Origin of the sequence: Weissella koreensis KACC 15510 (genome assembly GCF_000219805.1) — a bacterium.
Lineage (GTDB): Bacteria > Bacillota > Bacilli > Lactobacillales > Lactobacillaceae > Weissella > Weissella koreensis.
The window spans coordinates 337,270-353,742 of sequence record NC_015759.1 but is presented as its reverse complement, the minus strand read 5'-3'; the positions used below and the strand labels follow the sequence as shown (position 1 = coordinate 353,742).

Here is a 16,473-nt window from a genome sequence, read left to right as displayed (position 1 = left end):
TGTATATATATTTTAACTATTTAAAATTAAATGTTAAAATGATAACCCAAATATATTTTATATTATTCGTAAATGTTGCAAATATATTTCAATTAGGTTACTATAAATTAATAGGTAAGAATCACGTGACTATCAAGTTGCATGGAGGAAAAAGATGAAATTTATAAAATTAACTAGTTCATTGATCATTGGGACAGTCTTGCTTGGAGCAACTAGCATGCCAATTAGTGCAGCTACACAAACTCAAACTAAACAATTAAGTCAACCGTATGTAGTCATTGGTTCAGGAAATTCTGATAAGTCTGGTATGCTAGATCTATTGGATCCAAATAGCAAGGCTAAGCAATTGACGGTGAACGGAGCCGATGGTGATCAATATTTGAATTTACAAGGTGTCAGTGATAGTGCCATGATCAGTTCAGTCTCAGTGGCGCCAGCTGAACCGGGTTCTGGAACTTTGGTTAATATTGAAAAATATGATGGTAACAACAATATTACTAAGGTAACCTCTCAACAATATGCCATGGCAGCTACCATGGCGGGAGTTAATGATGTAATTATTACGGTTTCTTCTAATCAATCGGTCTCAGGTGAATCAGCTCTAGCTGGAGTTTATAAGGCGTTAGCTAGTGATGGTACTAATTTGGATGCTGATAATACTTCTGCAGCTAATAACTTGTTGTCAGCTACTAGCAAGGCACAAGAAGAGGTAGGTGATGATAAAGCTGGTAAACTTTCGGGAGCAGTAACAGAAACAGCATCAGACATTGCGAGTGCTAAGCAAAAAGGAAACGAAATGAGTAGCACTGAAATCTCAAATGCATTAAACAATAATTTGAGTAATAATAATATTAATATTTCAGTTACTGCACGTCAGCCAATTGTAACTGCTCTACAGGATTTCCAAGAAACGCCAATTGCTTCTAATAAAGCCTTTATTAAGAATGCAAAAAATCAAGCAGATAATTTGAAAAAATCTACAGGAAATATGATGGCAAAAGCTAATGATTTCTTGAATTCTGAAGATGCAACCAATCTACGAGCAAGTGCGGATGGATTTTGGAATAAAGTCAAAAACTTTTTTGCCAATTTGTTTAGCTAAACAATTTTAATTTAAAGTGGTATAGTGAGGATAGGACGTCACGCTGGGCCAATCACCCGACGCAATATAGTCGTGGAGGTGTCAAAGATGTCACAGAAAAACCGTTTAAAGAAGCTGTTAATGAAAAAAGGTATTGATAACATAACAGTTGGTGGAACAATTGTTCCCGTCCAGGCTGCCAAAGAATTAGATTTAATTGAAGAGGCTCAAAAGCAAGGAATTATGTAACTTTGCGTTTTAGCAAATTATTTCAATGAATGGTTCCATGATAATTAATTTAATGAGCGTTATTTTTCTGTTTTAATCATAAAGAGAAAATAGACATTAAATAAGTTTTTTAATCTTTGAAATACGTTTAATAAGTAAAAAAGTTGGGACTAATATGTCCTGACTTTTTTTATCACAAAATCATGTGTAGCAAGATTGAAAGGTATTTTTAAGAAAATAATTGTAATATAATAATAATTAATGTAACAATAATTTAAAAGGTAATTGTCGGAGGGGAATATGACACAAATTGTTGAGATCGATCCATTAGAATGGAATGAATTTGAAGAAAAACATAAAAATGGATTCGTGATGCAATCGGCTGAACAGTATCAATTATTACAAAAACGTGGTCGAGACGTGAAAATTGTTGGGATGAAACAGTCTGGTCAAGTGGTGGCTGGTGCGGTTGTGACAATTAATAAAATTCATGGTGGTTACAATGCCCTTATGGAACAAGGACCAATTCTTGATTATGAAGATCCAAAATTAGTGAAAATATTTTTTGAGGAAATTAAAAAATACTACCAAGAACAAGAACAAGGGGTAGTGCAACTTGAATTTTCACCATATCTTAGTTATCAAAACTTTAATGATCATGGAGAGCCAATTACTGACAAGCGTGATGATCTAGTTAATAATATAACTGCCACTGGTGCTATTCATCAACCAGTTCGAATGGGAATGACTGATCATGGATCAATGGGTTGGAAGTATGAGAAATCATTGGAAGGTATAACGGCTGACAATCTTTTAGATCATGTAGATAAAGATGTTAAATATTATCTAAAGAAGAATAAACAATTTGGAGTAACATATCGTTTCTTAAAACGGGATGAATTGGGTGATTTCAAAAAGATGTTAGAAGATACGGCTAAGCGTCGTGGTTTTCATGATAAGGATATTGAATATTATCAAACCGTTTTTGATGTTTATAAAGACAAGGCTCATTTTATTATAGCTGAGATCAACTTTATGGACTATTTGAACGCTGAACAAGAGGCGATTGATAAATTAGATGAACGATTATCAGTGCTTGGAGAACGTTTGGCTGCTAAAGAAACTAAGCGAAATCGTGGCCAATTTAATGAATTTAATGATCAAAAAAATCAACATTTGAAGCGAATTGATAAAATCATTCAAATGTATGGATCTATGGAAGAAGTTCCTACTGAACCAGTGTTAATTTCTGGAGCCATGTTCTTAGGGCAAGGAAATGAAATGGACTATTATTTCTCCGGGATGTATGATAAATACAAAGATTTTTATGGCCCTTATTTGATTCAATATGAAATGATTAAAATGGCTTTGGAACAAGGTTTCCCAATCTATAATTTTCTAGGAATTGATGGTGAATTTGATGGATCTGATGGGGTCTTAGCATTCAAAACAGAATTTGAGGGTTATGCAACTCAATTGATAGGGGAGTTTGTTTTGCCCATCCAACCATTTAAATATCGGGTCTTGAAATTAATAAAGACCATCTTACGACGCGGTTAATGGTTATTAAATAACAATAAAATATTTATATTTTTAATATAAGTCTACACAATTGATTAAATGATTGTGTGGACTTTTTTTAACATAGTTATTAATATTTAAAATATGGAACATTGATATTTTAGAATAAAAAATGTGATTTTGAAAAATTAACCCTTGTATTATATATCGCAAAGATATATAATATTATATGTTGTTAAGAAATGGACAGCTAGCTCAGCTGGTAGAGCAACGGACTCTTAATCCGTAGGTCCAGGGTTCGAACCCCTGGCTGTCCACTAATAAGGAAGCATCTAGTTTAAGCTAGATGCTTTTTTTGTATTAAAAAAGCCTCAAAAGTTATGTTAACTTTCGAGGCTTTAGAGAGTATAATATTTTAACTCAAGACAGGTAATTCTGGAATTCCAAAGTAGAATCCTTGAATATATGTAACTCCAAATGAACGAGCCATTTGTAGATCAGCATTATTTTCAATTCCGTCAATTGTAAATCTAATATTATTGTCTTGGCAGAATTTAAGCCAAGGTTTCATCATTTGGAGAGTATCAGCTTGCTCAACTGGCTTTGAACGCAAATTCAATTTGATTCCATTCATAGTTACGAGATGCTGCTTCAAATCAGGCGTCAATTCAATCATATTAATGTCATTAAAGACAACACGAATATGAGCTGAATTCAATTTTTTGATTGTTGGTGCAAAGAAATCCCAATCTTGAATCTTATCAATATCTGAGACTTCAATGTTCAATTGTTCTAATTCATTTTGATTATTCATAAAATTTAAAAGAGCGTCAGTTGCATGTGGGTCTGCAAATTGTTCTAATTCAAGATTGATGCTAATTTGATTCAACTTGTTAGAATCAATCAGCTTTTTCACTAACATTAATTGGGCTTCAATGTTAATATTGAGGTCTTCTGGAACTTTCCATTCACTGGTTTGATAATCGAAAGAACGCAATAATAATTCAGCCGAAACTTGTTTAAAGCGCCGTTGCGTGAATTGCATCAAATTTTGGGTGAAGTAAGCATACATAGCAACTACTTGTTGACGATGCTCACCTGAATAAATTTTTTCACCATCAATTGTGATCTGGTTTCTTCCGTTTCTTTTACTCATATAAAGATATTCGTCGACTCGATCATAAATAGTTTTGAATTTTGTGTCATTTGGTTCTAAATTGGTTCCACCCATAGAAATCGTAACTTCAATAGGTGTATCTTGATAAAAGAAATTAGTTGTACGCACGTTATCCCATGCTTTTTTAACAATAGGTAGGACATCATCGATAGAACTATTAGGGAACATAATTGTAAACTCTTCACCACCAGTTCTAAAGAGCTGTGCGGATGGCATTTCTTCGTCTAAAGTTTTTTGAACTATACCAGATGTTTCAATTAAAATTTTATTTCCGGCTGAATGACCAAAGGTATCATTAACTTGTTTGAAACGATCGATATCCCATTCAATAATACTAAGCGGTTTATTATTATGTCGTGCGTTTTGAAAAAGTTTTTCTGATTCGTTTTGGAAAAATGCGAAGGAATGCACTTTAGTTAAGGCATCTAAGTCTGCAGCTTTTTCAAATTGACCAGGATTGGTATTTTTAAATCCGTTAAACCATAAATACATTACGACCATATTCATGGTAACAAAGATAACGATTGCTTCAACTACTATCACAGGTCCCATGGTAATTCCCATCGAAACTGAAGGTAATGTCCCCCAAAATAGGATTCCAATTAAGCTAAAGTATAGTAGACTGCATTGCCAGTTATAAACAATTTTGTCATGAACCAAGGGCACCTGACTAATGAGCAAAAGGGCAACTGTAATTAGTAAAGCAATGATTACAGTGGGTTGGTTCATATTATCATTAATCGTCATAGACCCCATATGATGCCCAACCCATACGTAACCAGCAGCTAGTAACTGTAGAAAACGTTCTATGCGATTGTAACCACCTAAGTATAAGAAAGGTAGTACGAGTAAAAAGAGCGCGATATTATGGAAAACCATGGCAATTTGGCCGCTAAAGTAAAACATTGTGGCTAAATGGATATATAAACCAATTCCACAACCAAATATAAAAATTTGAGCCCGTTTCCACAGAAAGGCTCCTCCATTATTTTGGACAAAAATTTCATTCCAGAGTCGATTGAAATATCCAACATACCCAGTTGTAAAAAAACTTGAAATTAAAAGGGTCATCAGCATAAAGCTGATAATGTCTATGGAGTTGTGTAAAATATTAAGCATCATATTCCTCCAAACGAGTAAAAAAATATAAATTCATTTAACTTATTTTACACCTATTGTTGTTGGATTACATTAAAATTCAGTGAGTTATCTAGCCTAGAGCTGGATATGTTGGTATTTTATGAGAAATTTAAGAAATTGAGGAATATCTGAATTTGACCGCCTTATTTTCTTGTTGATGGTATAATAATTGCATTAAGAGATGGATGAGAAAGAGGAAGAATATGGCGGCCAAGTACGAGTTAATTAAAAATAAAATCAAAGATGAAATTGAAGCTGGTGATTATCATATAGGGGAAAAATTACCAACTGAGTCCGAATTAATGGCTCGTTTTTCGGTTTCTAGATTTACGGTACGGCGGGCGATCACTGATTTAGAAAATGAAAATTATGTTTATAAAGTGCAAGGTGGGGGGATGTTTGTTGATAATTGGCATGCAACTGCTACGGCTGGACCTACCAAATTGATTGGAATGATTACTACCCATATTGCTCATTATATTTTCCCAAATATAATCAGTGGAGTCGACCGAGCAGCGTCTAAACAAGGTTATACGATGCTGGTAGCCAATACTCATAATGATCCTATTCGTGAACGACAAGCATTACTTTCGATGTTAGATAATAATGTCGCAGGTTTAATTATTGAACCAACACAAAGTGCATTTAATAAAGAGAATCTTGATATTTATCGACATATTGATGAATTAAAAATACCGATTGTATTTATTAATGCTATCTATGAAGGATTGAATTATCCTGTAGTGAAACAATATGATGAAATAGCAGAAAAGCATTTAGTCGAATATTTATTTGAAAAAGGGCATAATAAAATTTTAGGCGTTTTCCAAGTTGATGACTTACAAGGGGTTCGACGGATGAATGGGTTTATTGGTGCTTATCAACAGCAGCCAGAGCTAGCATTAAATTCATCAACGATTATGTATCGGTCTTCAGACCCAATTAATATGGTTTTAGAAAAGGTTGAACAATATTTAAAAGTTAATTCAGAAATTACGGCGATTGTAGCTTACAATGATCAAATTGCCATTCAAATTTATGATTTAATTCATGAAATGGGACTTAAAATGCCTGAAGACATTTCAATTGTGGGATTTGATGATTATCATTTGGATGAGTATGTAAATCCTAAGTTAACGACTATGACTCACGAAAAAGAACGGATGGGTAGTGATGCTGCGAGTTTGTTAATTCAAGCGATAAACGGCGAATCAGTTGAATCATTAAACTATGAACCTGAATTTATTGAACGAGAAAGTGTCAGGGATCTTAATTCAATTAAGTGATAATACGATTTATAAATTTTAATTATAAAAAAGACTAGGATAAAGTTGATCCTGGTCTTTTTATATATAAATATTTAAAAAATGTGTTTTTTAAAATATGTTAATAAATTATCAAACTAGTTATTTTTACAAAAATATAGAAAACAAACATAAAAATTGTGAATTTTTTATTAATATATATATTTGCGATTAATCGCTTATGTAAGCCGTTTCAAGAAGGCTCAATTCATTATTTGTATGGTTATTAAAAATAAAACTCTTGATTTATACGTAACAATATTTTAATATACTTAAATGTAAACGGTTGCAAAGTTTATTGAACTTATTTTAATTATAAATTATTTATTGAGGGGTATTCTGATGGAAAACTATAGTCCACTAATTATTCAAAGAGCAGACCCATATATCTACAAGCATACTGATGGATATTATTATTTTAGTGCCTCTGTTCCAGCATATAATTTGATTGAGTTACGACGATCAAAGACTATTGCTGGGCTGGCTCATGCGATGCCACGAACGATTTGGCGTAAACATGACACTGGAACAGGCGAGGAAAGTGAGTTGATCTGGGCACCTGAGATTCATTTCATCAATGGTAAATGGTATGTCTATTATGCTGCATCCCATACAACTGATTTTGACGAAAATGGTATGTTTCAACACCGGATGTATGTGATTGAGTGTGAGGCACCCGATCCAATGGAAACAGAAGATAACTGGGTCGAGAAAGGCCGTGTTCAAACTCCAATCGATTCATTTGCCTTAGATGCCACAACTTTTGAACACCAAAACAAGTTGTATTATGTTTGGGCTCAAAAGGATCCAGAAATTTTTGGAAATACTAATATATATATTTCTGAAATGGAAAATCCTTGGACGCTTAAAACGGCACCCGTTATGTTGACTAAACCAGAATATGATTGGGAAACTCAGATATTCGCGGTAAATGAAGGGCCAGCCGTCTTACATCGAAATGGAAAATTCTTCTTGACCTTCTCCGGAAGTGCCACTGATGAAAATTATTGTATGGGGATGCTTTACGCAGATGAAAATTCAGATCTTTTGGATCCAGCTAGTTGGACTAAGTTAGATCATCCCGTCTTTACATCGGATGTTAAGCATGATCTTTTGGGACCGGGACATAACTCATTTACAGTTTCAGAAGATGGTGAAACTGATTTGCTTGTCTATCATATCCGCAACTACGCTGACATCAAAGGTGACCCATTGTATGATCCTAATCGGCATACGATGATTCAAGCATTTGATTATGATGAAAATGGATTCCCTGTTTTTGGAAATCCCGTTAAATTTACAGAATTATAAAATTAAAGGATGGAAAGTATTATGAACACGAAGACAGAAGAGAAAGGAATGTTTTGGTCATTTCCGGTCTCACATTTTTCTTATTTTTTCATTTGGGCCATCGTTAACGGTTATTTAACTCTTTGGCTTGAACAAGTTGCTCATTTAAATGGTAGCCAGGCTGGAATTATTTTCTCAATGATGGCGGTTATGTCATTGATTTTTCAACCGATGTTTGGATATTTTTCAGACAGGTTAGTGATGAAAAAGACATTAGTCTTTATTATCTTATTGGCTGGAGCGTTAATTGGACCATTCTTCCAATGGGTTTTCTTGCCATTGCTAGCATCAACTAACGCAATGGTCGTTGCAATTGTAACTGGAATTTATTTATCATTTGTCTTGAATGGTGGAGTTTCTGTTATTGAACAATATATCCAACGAGCATCAGTTATTAATAAATTTGAATTTGGACATTCACGAATAGGTGGATCAATTGCTGGAGCTGTTGCTTCATTCCTAGGAGGACGCTTGTTCTTGTGGCAACCAAGTGCGATTTTCTGGGCAGCTAGCGTTTCTGCATTGTTAGCATTTATTATGTTTTTATTCTTTGATAAAGTTGCAGATAATAATGTAGATGTAACTACTGCTGACAACGAAAAAGCCAACATGAAAGACGTTATGGCCCTCTTTAAGGTTCGTAATTTCTGGATACTTGGAATTTTCTATATGGGAGCTTCAGCCTTATATGACGTTTTTGATCAACAATTTGTTATTTTCTTTCAAACTTTCTTCCACCATGTATCACAAGCAACGACAGTTTATTCAAACACGGTAACTGTACAAATGTTTATTGAAATGATTTTGATGATTCCAATGCCATATATCATTAATAAGATTGGTGCACGAAATGGTTTGTTGATTTATGGATTTATTACGGCACTACGTATTATCGGAACTGCCTTAGCTCCAAACTGGATTTTTATCGTGGTTTTGCGTTTGTTAGCTGGATTTGAAATGCCATTAGTCCTAGTTTCAATTATGAAATATATTGGACTGACATTTGATAATCGCTTATATGCGACAGTTTATGCTTTGGCGGCTAATTTTATGAAACAAGTCTCGGTCTTTATTTTCTCAGCATTGGCTGGAACAATGTATGATAATATTGGATTCCAACACACATATTTGATTATGGGTTCTGTAGTTTTGGTTATTACCATCATTGCAACTATCTTTTTGGACAAAGAACATAAAGACCCAACAACTATTCCACGAATGTAATTATATTCAGAATTACAGACAAATATTTAACGCCTAATTAAAAAAATTAGGCGTTTTTTTGTTGCTGTCATGCGATATCAATAACATATGCAAATAAATATTTAAATTTGTTATTGATTTATACGTAACAATATTTTACAATAATACATGTAAACGATTTCATAAAATAAAAAACATAAAAAACAAAGGAAGTCTGTTAAATGGAAAAGGGACAAATTATTGAAGAAATTCAAGCAGGTAATACTTCATTAGGAATAGAATTTGGCTCAACAAATATTAAAGCGGTTTTAATTGCTAGCGATTACAGTGTTGTCGCAACAGGATCGCATGGTTGGGAGAATAAATTAGAAAATGGAGTTTGGACTTACTCTTTGGAAGATATTTGGTCAGGTCTTCAAGATGCATATAGCAAATTGTCTGGACAAATTAAAAACGAGTATGGAGTAGAGTTGACTAAACTCCGTTCAATGGGAATCGCAGCCATGATGCATGGATACATGTCGTTTAATGCACAAGGTGATTTGCTAGTGCCATTTAGAACTTGGCGAAATGCGATGACTGAAGATGCAGCTTTGCAATTAACACATTTGTTTAACTTTAATATTCCAGAACGTTGGAGTATTGCACACCTTTATCAAGCTGTTTTGAATCAAGAAACACATGTTAAAGATGTTGATTTTATTACAACTCTTGCAGGATATGTTCATTGGAAGCTTTCTGGTGAAAAGGTCTTAGGTGTTGGAGATGCTTCAGGGGTCTTCCCAATTGATGAATTAAGCCATGATTATAACCAAGACATGATGGATAAATTTAATGGTTTGAAAGCTATTAAGCAATATCATTGGTCATTACCAGAAATTCTTCCAGCTGTGAAGGTGGCAGGAGAACAAGCTGGAACTTTGACAGCCGAAGGGGCAAAACTATTAGATGTTTCTGGAAAGTTACAACCAGGAACTGTGATGGCACCGCCGGAAGGAGATGCTGGAACTGGAATGGTTTCAACAAATTCTGTTAAACAACGAACTGGAAATGTTTCTGCTGGAACATCTGCTTTTGCCATGATCGTGTTAGAAAAGTCATTGAAGAAGTTGCATACAAGTATTGATATGGTGACCACACCTGATGGTTCAGCGGTCGCCATGGTGCACGCGAATAATTCCAGTTCAGATATTAATGCTTGGGCAGGTTTGTTTAATGAATTCGCACAAATGATTGGTGTTGATTTGGCACCAGACGAATTATATGGTCACCTCTTCAATAGTATTTTGAATGCCGACCCTGATACATCTGGAATTTTGTCATATGGATATTACTCTGGTGAAAATATCACTGGAATGAGTGAAGGACGTCCGGTCTTAGCTCGTATGCCAAATAGTAAATTTAATATTGGAAACTTGATGCGTACCAATTTGTATTCAGCCTTTGGGGCGATGAAGATTGGAATGGACATTTTGCATGATGAAGAAGTTGAAACTGATTCAATCGTGGCACAAGGTGGAATCTTTAAGACACCGATTGTTGGACAAAAAATGTTAGCTGCAGCAATGGAAGCTCCAGTCACGGTAATGAAAACAGCAGGCGAAGGTGGTCCATGGGGTATGGCAATTTTGGCTGCTTATGCTGCCGCTGATACTAATAAAGACTTAGCTAGCTATCTTGAAGAAGAAGTTTTCTTTGACCAAGAACGTTCAACGATTGAGCCGGACGCTAAGGATGTCAATGGATTTAATCGCTTTATGGAACGTTATAAGGCTGGTTTGCCAATTGAAGCCCACGCCGTTGCTACATTAAAGGACCAAAACGAGGGGTAAAAAATGTTAGAAGATATGAAGAAACGCGTTTATGACGCTAATATGTTATTACCTAAATATGATTTAGTTACATTTACTTGGGGAAATGTTAGTGAAATTGATCGTGAAAAGGGATTATTCGTGATTAAGCCTTCAGGAGTTGAGTATGAAGAATTAAGTCCTGAAGACATGGTCGTAGTTGACTTGAAAGGAAACGTTGTCGAGGGTGAGTTGAATCCAAGTAGTGATACTGCGACTCATATGCACTTGTACAATGCTTTCCCTGAAATTGGTGGAGTTGTACATACACATTCACCTTGGGCTGTTTCATATGCGCAAGCAGGAATGGATGTGCCAGCAATGGGAACAACACATGCTGATACTTTCTATGGTGATGTACCAGCAGCTTCAGCTTTAACTCAAGAAGAAGTAGAGTCAGCATATGAATTGAATACTGGAGTTGTGATTGAACGTGAGTTTAAGAAGCGCAACTTAGATCCGATGGCTGTTCCTGCCGTTTTGGTTCGTCAGCATGGACCATTTACTTGGGGAAAAGATGCTCACGATGCCGTTCATAACGCTAAGGTGCTAGAAGTGGTTGCCGAAATGGACTACCATGCAATGCAACTTAACCCACATGCGGATTTGAGTATTCCTCAATACTTGCTCGACAAGCATTATTACCGCAAGCATGGTGCTAATGCATATTATGGGCAAAATAAATAATTGCTTACCGTTGTTTAATTAAACTAAGTATTACTTTATAGGAGAAAATATCATGTTAGAAACTGCAAATTACAAATTCTGGTTCGTTACAGGTTCACAATTCCTTTATGGACCTGAAGTTTTGAAGCAAGTTGAAGAAGATTCTAAGAAATTAGTTGCATCTTTGAATGCATCAGGTAAGTTAGCTTACCCTGTTGAATTTAAGGCAGTTGGAGTAACCGCTGAAAATATTACTCAAACAATGAAGGAAGCTAATGCTGATGATGAAGTAGCTGGAGTTATTACTTGGGCTCACACTTTCTCACCTGCAAAGAACTGGATCCGTGGGACACAATTGCTCAATAAGCCATTGATGCACTTGGCAACGCAAATGTTGAACAAGATTCCATATGATTCAATTGACTTTGATTATATGAATTTGAACCAATCAGCCCATGGTGACCGTGAATATGCCTTCATCAATGCTCGTTTGGGAATTAAGAATAAGATTGTCTTTGGACACTACGAAGATGAAGAAGTTCAAACTCAAATTGGTAAGTGGATGGATGTAGCTGTTGCTTACAACGAATCATACAAAATTAAGATTGTGACCTTTGGTGACAAGATGCGTAATGTTGCCGTTACCGATGGTGATAAGATTGAAGCTCAAATCAAATTGGGTTGGACCGTTGATTACTGGGGAGTTGCTGACTTGGTAGCATACGTCAACGCAATTGACGAAGCTGATGTTGATGCTCTTTACAAAGAACTTCAAAATAAGTATGAATTTGTTCAAGGTGATAATTCTGCTGAAAAGTACGAACACAACGTTAAGTATCAATTGCGTGAATACTTAGCTATTAAGCAATTCATGGATGACAAGGGTTACTCTGGATTTACAACCAACTTTGAAGACCTTGAAGGTTTGGAACAATTGCCTGGATTGGCTGCTCAAATGTTGATGGCTGATGGTTATGGATTCGCCGGTGAAGGTGATTGGAAGACTTCTGCCTTGACTCGTTTGCTTAAGATTGTTGCTCACAACGAAGGAACAGCCTTCATGGAAGATTACACATTGGATCTTCGTAAAGGTCATGAAGCTATCTTGGGATCACATATGCTTGAAGTTGACCCAACAATTGCTTCTGATAAGCCACGTGTTGAAGTACATCCATTGGATATTGGTGGTAAAGATGATCCAGCACGTTTGGTCTTTACTGGAAAAGCTGGCGATGCAGTTGATGTTACGATGGCCGACTTCGGTGATGAATTTAAGTTAATCAGCTATGAAGTAGCAGGAAACAAGCCTGAAGCAGAAACACCATTCTTACCAGTTGCTAAGCAATTGTGGACACCAAAGGCTGGATTGAAGGCTGGAGCTGAAGGTTGGTTAACAGTTGGTGGAGGACACCACACGACTTTGAGTTTCAATGTTGATACGGAACAATTGACAGATCTTGCAAACATGTTTGATTTAACATTTGTCAATATTAAGTAATTAATATTTAAAAAATAGAAAGTTGTGAGTACGGAGATATGAGTAAAGAAACAAAAAAGATTCCAAGCGGATTCATTTACTTCTTTGGAGCGTTTGGTGGGATTCTATTCGGTTATGATATTGGGGTGATGACGGGAGCGTTACCATTTTTGCAACATGACTGGAATTTAACGAACGCATCCGTGATTGGATGGATTACATCATCATTGATGTTAGGTGCGATTTTTGGAGGGGCCTTAGCGGGTCAACTCTCTGATAAATTTGGTCGACGTAAAATGATTTTGGTGGCATCGTTTGTCTTTGCATTTGGGGCAATTATGGCGGGACTTTCACCTCATAATGCTGTCGCTTGGCTGTTGTTTGCCCGAGTTTTGTTAGGGTTAGCTGTCGGAGCGGCTTCAGCACTAGTACCTTCATATATGTCAGAAATGGCCCCTGCTCGTTCACGTGGACGTTTATCTGGGTTGAATCAACTGATGATTGTTTCAGGAATGTTGTTGTCATATATTATGGACTTCATCTTGAAAGGATTAGCTCATGGATTAGCATGGCGCTTAATGCTTGGCTTAGCAGCCGTTCCAGCAATTATCCTGTTCTTAGGTGTCCTTCGCTTGCCTGAATCACCTCGATTCTTGGTTAAATTGGGTAAGCCGGATGAAGCACGTCAAGTTTTGTCATACATTCGAAGTGATGCAGAAATTCAGCCCGAATTAAACGAAATTCAAGCTACGGTTTCAAAAGAAGCATCTGCTGCACAAAATGTTAATTTGGGTACTTTGTTCTCTGGAAAATATCGTTACTTAGTAACAGCCGGAATTGGTGTGGCTGCGTTCCAACAATTTATGGGCGCTAATGCGATCTTCTACTACATTCCTTTGATTGTTGAAAAGGCGACTGGACAAGCAGCTTCAGAAGCATTGCTTTGGCCAATTGTTCAAGGTGTGATCTTAGTACTGGGTGCCATCTTGTATATGGTGATCGCTGAAAAGTTCCAACGAAAGACCTTACTTATCTTGGGTGGATCGATGATGGCTCTATCATTTTTGATGCCTGCAGTATTGAACTTAATCTTTGGTGCTGATAGTTTCCCACCAATGTTGATCGTTGTTTTCTTATCAATCTTCGTTGCTTTCTATTCATTTACTTGGGCTCCGTTGACATGGGTATTGGTTGGGGAATTATTCCCGCTCGCTATCCGTGGCCGAGCTTCAGGTCTAGCATCATCATTTAACTGGATTGGTTCATTCTTAGTTGGACTACTTTTCCCAATTATGACTGCTACAATGCCACAAGAAATGGTTTTCGCAGTCTTCGGAATCATTTCAATTATCGCCGTATTGTTCGTTAAATTCCGTGTGCCTGAGACATTCGGTCGAACATTGGAAGAGATTGAATCTGAAGGATCAAATCGTTAATAAATTAGTTACAATTTAATATCTATAGTTAAACAGCTATTTGGAATTTTATTCTAAGTAGTTGTTTTTTTATCCTAAGCTAGATAATGTTATAATGAATCTAATAAAATTGAGATAATAATGAGGTGAAATTTGATGGAATTAACAAGCCAGGATCGCTATCAACTAGCAGATGGAAATCAGATGCCTAAATTGGGATTGGGATTATATAAAGTTACTGATGAAAAAATCATGGATCAATTATTAGATGGAGCATATGCATCTGGATATCGTCTTTTTGATACAGCACAAATGTATAAAAATGAAGAAATGATCGGGCGAGCCTTGAAAAATAGTCAGGCAAGCCGCGAAGAATTATTTATTACTACTAAAATTGCGGAAGAGAATCAAGGATATGATGCAACCTTGCGCTCATTAGAAAATTCATTGAAAGCTTTACAATTAGATTATGTTGACCTTTTATTGGTGCATTGGCCATTGCACCAACATTTTTTTGAAACTTGGCGTGCTTTTGAACGAGCTAAGGAAGAAGGGCTTGTACGTTCTATTGGGACTTCAAATTATGGTCAAATTCATTTGGAATATTTAGCCACGAAGGCTAAGGAAATGCCAGTTGTGAATCAAGTCGAAGTACATCCATATTTAACGCAAAAACCGCTACAAATTTTTTCAAAAGAACATCAAATTGTAACTCAAGCGTGGGCTCCATTAGGTCGTGGTGGAGAGTTAAGCGATTCGGTTGTACAGACTTTAGCGGAAAAATATCATAAAAGTCCAGCTCAAATTGTTATTCGTTGGCATTTGCAAAATCAGACAGCGCTCATTCCAAAATCAAGTCATTTAGAACGAGTACAAGATAATATAAATGTTTTTGATTTTGAAATTACTAATGAGGATATGCAAACCTTGGATTATTTGAATAAATTTAAACGAATTAGCCAGGAACCAGAATTAGTATATGAACGTGGAGCCCAATATCCGCATAATTAAATTTTGGTTTAAAATTAGTGTTTTATCGTAATATGACTGACCATATTATATGGTGGAAAGGGTGTGGAAAATGAAAATTGGATTTATTGGAACGGGAGTGATGGGAACAGGAGTAATTGAGAACTTATTAAAAGCCGGTTTTGAGGTGGAAGTTTTCAATCGAACGAAAGCTCATGCCAAAAAAGTTTTGGATTCAGGTGCTCAATGGGTTGAAACGCCAAAAGCTTTGGCGATGCAAAATGATCTAGTAATTACGATGGTTGGGTATCCTGATGATGTAAAAGCTCAATATTACGGAGAAAATGGACTTTTTGCTGGTGCTAGTGAAGGTAAAATTTTCATGGATATGACTACTTCAACTCCAACTTTGGCAGAAACTTTGGCAGAAGATGGAGTTAAACATGGTGTGGCTGTCCTTGATGCACCTGTCTCAGGCGGGGATGTTGGTGCTCGAGAAGGAACATTGACAGTAATGGTAGGTGGCGACGAACAAGCCTTTAATACTTTAGCACCCGTCTTTGAAGCAATTGCGGGACGATTAAATCTTTTTGGTAATGCTGGATTAGGTCAACATGCTAAGATGGCTAATCAAATTATGATTGCGGGTACGATGCTTGGAATGTCAGAGACCTTAGTTTATGCTAAACGAGTGGGCTTGAATTTGTCAGATATCTTAACGACATTAAATGGCGGAAGTGCTCAAAATTGGTCTCTTGAAAATTATGGACCACGAATTTTGTCTGGAGACTTTAAGCCTGGATTTTATGCTAAGCATCTCCTAAAGGATTTAAGAATTGCTCTAGATGAAGCAGAAAAGTTAAAATTGGCCTTACCAATGACTGCTTTGGCGGAAACACTTTATGAAAAGTTAGTGGACGAAAAGCAACTAGGGGATGAAGGAAGTCAGGCCTTGATCAAATTATGGTGGAGCAAAGCTTAGATTTAGTAAAAATTAATGATTATTGGACAGGCTTATAATGTCCGCCTATGTTTAGCAGTAGATACTACTGAGTATAAGCGGGCTTTTTTGATGGAAAGATTAAGTGTAAT

The 16,473-nt window shown here is 36.1% G+C and carries 13 protein-coding genes and 1 tRNA gene; 13 read left to right on the top strand and 1 reads right to left on the bottom strand.

The window, feature by feature from the left end; translation table 11 throughout:
• Positions 1 to 154 precede the first annotated feature (154 nt).
• The 4 genes from WKK_RS01705 (at position 155) to WKK_RS01695 (ending at position 3,147) form a co-directional block, all read left to right on the top strand.
• Complete coding sequence (locus WKK_RS01705; protein WP_006845794.1) at positions 155 to 1,102, top strand: DUF1002 domain-containing protein; 948 nt, start codon at positions 155 to 157, stop codon at positions 1,100 to 1,102.
• Positions 1,103 to 1,189: 87 nt separating this feature from the next.
• Complete coding sequence (locus tag WKK_RS07195; protein WP_006845793.1) at positions 1,190 to 1,330, top strand: hypothetical protein; 141 nt, start codon at positions 1,190 to 1,192, stop codon at positions 1,328 to 1,330.
• Between the two features lie 279 nt (positions 1,331 to 1,609).
• Entirely contained in the window at positions 1,610 to 2,869 is a 1,260-nt protein-coding gene (locus WKK_RS01700) for a peptidoglycan bridge formation glycyltransferase FemA/FemB family protein (protein WP_013989248.1), read from the top strand.
• A 205-nt stretch (positions 2,870 to 3,074) separates the two neighbouring features.
• Positions 3,075 to 3,147, top strand: a tRNA-Lys gene (locus WKK_RS01695).
• A 98-nt stretch (positions 3,148 to 3,245) separates the two neighbouring features.
• Here WKK_RS01695 and WKK_RS01690 read toward each other — a convergent pair.
• Complete coding sequence (locus tag WKK_RS01690; protein WP_242821449.1) at positions 3,246 to 5,078, bottom strand: diguanylate cyclase; 1,833 nt, start codon at positions 5,076 to 5,078, stop codon at positions 3,246 to 3,248.
• Between the two features lie 272 nt (positions 5,079 to 5,350).
• Here WKK_RS01690 and WKK_RS01685 point away from each other — a divergent pair, with 272 nt between their 5' ends.
• From WKK_RS01685 to WKK_RS01645, 9 genes are all read left to right on the top strand, one after another.
• The gene (locus WKK_RS01685) at positions 5,351 to 6,433 is read left to right on the top strand and encodes a GntR family transcriptional regulator (RefSeq protein ID WP_006845789.1); all 1,083 of its coding nucleotides are present in this window, start codon (positions 5,351 to 5,353) and stop codon (positions 6,431 to 6,433) included.
• Between the two features lie 360 nt (positions 6,434 to 6,793).
• Entirely contained in the window at positions 6,794 to 7,762 is a 969-nt protein-coding gene (locus tag WKK_RS01680; RefSeq protein WP_006845788.1) for a glycoside hydrolase family 43 protein, read from the top strand.
• 21 nt (positions 7,763 to 7,783) lie between these two features.
• Entirely contained in the window at positions 7,784 to 9,025 is a 1,242-nt protein-coding gene (locus WKK_RS01675) for an oligosaccharide MFS transporter (protein ID WP_013989246.1), read from the top strand.
• 200 nt (positions 9,026 to 9,225) lie between these two features.
• A complete protein-coding gene (locus WKK_RS01670) occupies positions 9,226 to 10,836 on the top strand; it encodes a xylulokinase (RefSeq protein WP_006845786.1) in 1,611 nt (536 codons plus the stop codon).
• A 3-nt stretch (positions 10,837 to 10,839) separates the two neighbouring features.
• The gene (locus WKK_RS01665) at positions 10,840 to 11,541 is read left to right on the top strand and encodes an L-ribulose-5-phosphate 4-epimerase (protein ID WP_006845785.1); all 702 of its coding nucleotides are present in this window, start codon (positions 10,840 to 10,842) and stop codon (positions 11,539 to 11,541) included.
• 52 nt (positions 11,542 to 11,593) lie between these two features.
• A complete protein-coding gene (gene araA, locus WKK_RS01660) occupies positions 11,594 to 13,018 on the top strand; it encodes an L-arabinose isomerase (RefSeq protein ID WP_006845784.1) in 1,425 nt (474 codons plus the stop codon).
• 38 nt (positions 13,019 to 13,056) lie between these two features.
• Entirely contained in the window at positions 13,057 to 14,433 is a 1,377-nt protein-coding gene (locus tag WKK_RS01655) for a sugar porter family MFS transporter (RefSeq protein ID WP_006845783.1), read from the top strand.
• A gap of 135 nt (positions 14,434 to 14,568) precedes the next feature.
• On the top strand, positions 14,569 to 15,423 hold the full coding sequence (locus tag WKK_RS01650; protein ID WP_013989245.1) for an aldo/keto reductase: 855 nt from the start codon (positions 14,569 to 14,571) through the stop codon (positions 15,421 to 15,423).
• A 70-nt stretch (positions 15,424 to 15,493) separates the two neighbouring features.
• Positions 15,494 to 16,363, top strand: coding sequence for an NAD(P)-dependent oxidoreductase (locus WKK_RS01645; RefSeq protein ID WP_013989244.1), 870 nt, complete (start codon positions 15,494 to 15,496; stop codon positions 16,361 to 16,363).
• The last annotated feature ends 110 nt before the right edge of the window (positions 16,364 to 16,473 follow it).

Excerpts from the sequence above, each read along its gene's own strand:
- WKK_RS01705 (WP_006845794.1), top strand. The coding sequence starts at position 155 with ATGAAATTTATAAAATTAACTAGTTCATTGATCATTGGGACAGTCTTG.
- WKK_RS07195 (WP_006845793.1), top strand. The coding sequence starts at position 1,190 with ATGTCACAGAAAAACCGTTTAAAGAAGCTGTTAATGAAAAAAGGTATT.
- WKK_RS01700 (WP_013989248.1), top strand. The coding sequence starts at position 1,610 with ATGACACAAATTGTTGAGATCGATCCATTAGAATGGAATGAATTTGAA.
- WKK_RS01690 (WP_242821449.1), bottom strand. The coding sequence starts at position 5,078 with ATGACCCTTTTAATTTCAAGTTTTTTTACAACTGGGTATGTTGGATAT.
- WKK_RS01685 (WP_006845789.1), top strand. The coding sequence starts at position 5,351 with ATGGCGGCCAAGTACGAGTTAATTAAAAATAAAATCAAAGATGAAATT.
- WKK_RS01680 (WP_006845788.1), top strand. The coding sequence starts at position 6,794 with ATGGAAAACTATAGTCCACTAATTATTCAAAGAGCAGACCCATATATC.
- WKK_RS01675 (WP_013989246.1), top strand. The coding sequence starts at position 7,784 with ATGAACACGAAGACAGAAGAGAAAGGAATGTTTTGGTCATTTCCGGTC.
- WKK_RS01670 (WP_006845786.1), top strand. The coding sequence starts at position 9,226 with ATGGAAAAGGGACAAATTATTGAAGAAATTCAAGCAGGTAATACTTCA.
- WKK_RS01665 (WP_006845785.1), top strand. The coding sequence starts at position 10,840 with ATGTTAGAAGATATGAAGAAACGCGTTTATGACGCTAATATGTTATTA.
- araA (WP_006845784.1), top strand. The coding sequence starts at position 11,594 with ATGTTAGAAACTGCAAATTACAAATTCTGGTTCGTTACAGGTTCACAA.
- WKK_RS01655 (WP_006845783.1), top strand. The coding sequence starts at position 13,057 with ATGAGTAAAGAAACAAAAAAGATTCCAAGCGGATTCATTTACTTCTTT.
- WKK_RS01650 (WP_013989245.1), top strand. The coding sequence starts at position 14,569 with ATGGAATTAACAAGCCAGGATCGCTATCAACTAGCAGATGGAAATCAG.
- WKK_RS01645 (WP_013989244.1), top strand. The coding sequence starts at position 15,494 with ATGAAAATTGGATTTATTGGAACGGGAGTGATGGGAACAGGAGTAATT.